This window comes from Microcoleus sp. MON1_C5 (assembly GCF_036701875.1).
Taxonomy (GTDB): domain Bacteria; phylum Cyanobacteriota; class Cyanobacteriia; order Cyanobacteriales; family Microcoleaceae; genus Microcoleus.
Genome location: NZ_JAUBRN010000159.1, coordinates 1 through 1,136, shown reverse-complemented (window position 1 = coordinate 1,136; position 1,136 = coordinate 1). Strand labels below are relative to the sequence as shown.

General features: G+C 39.5%; 1 protein-coding gene. It reads right to left on the bottom strand.

The annotated features are described in order from the left end of the window. Positions 1-20: 20 nt before the first annotated feature. Positions 21-1,136: IS4 family transposase (locus tag QUA71_RS29145; RefSeq protein ID WP_445243841.1), on the bottom strand; the 1,116-nt coding region annotated here is incomplete at its 5' end.

The window sequence follows — 1,136 nt, the reverse complement described above, 5'->3', positions numbered from 1 at the left end:
TTGACGGGGTGACAACCCCGTCAAAACATTGATAAAATAAAGGACATAGCCCTTAGACCCCTCTGAAAAAACGGTAGTTTATTGCGCCTGATTCTCATTAATTCAGTAATAACATCTTGACAAAATTCCATGCCAATTACCCAACATTGACCATATAATCCTATCCAAAAACTACTATGGCGACGTATCGAGCGCCCACATTCAGTTAACCTACCCACATATTTTTGAATTCCCATATTCTTGATTTTTTTGCCCTGGAGGATAGCACAGCTATAGGCAATGGCTATCAGTAATATCAAACTTGTTAAACGCTGATTATTAGCGTGGCTCTTTTCTAGATTATAACCGCCTGTTTTGCAATCTTTGAACATAGCTTCAATCCCACTACGACATTTGAACGCAGCGATCGCTTCTTGTGAGCTGGTTAAATTAGTCAGCAGATACCAACCCTCATCTTCAACCTTACCCCGATATTTACGGCGCCAATAACCAGCGACATTAAACTTGCCAAAACCTTGTTGTTTCGTGACTTTAACATCTGTGATAAAAAACTGAGTTCCGGGCAATAATCCTAACTCTGACAGGTGAATATATTCGCGAGATTCTTGCTGGATATAACGCTCTTGTTTTACCCTAAAAACAAACTTAACTTGTTGGTCGCAGAGCCAGCTACCCAACTTAACGCTACCAAATTCACGGTCGCCTAAGATGATGATTGCATATTTTTTTAATAGCGATAAAACAGGGAGGATTAGAGATTTTTGTTCTTCAATGTTACTGCTTCCTTTCTTGTCCAAAATTTGCCAGTATAAAGGGAGCGCGCGCTGGCACCATATCACACTAATTACAAAAATATTTTTGTCCCGCCATTGCGTTCGATCGATAGCTAATTTAAGTGTCTGAGTCTGGGGAAATTTTGCTTTTAAAATTTCTTGAACGAGAGGAAACCATAGGCTCTCAATGTTGAGGCTAGATAGTTTTAAAAATCTTTGTACGCTGCGTCTTCTGCTTTCAAATTGGATCGGATAAGGCATTAAGGTCGCCAGCGATTCAATGCTAACTTGTTTCTGAGATTGCAAGAGATACACCAAAATTTTGAGAGTCAGATATTCAGTATTTTTTAGTTGCCGTTGCAG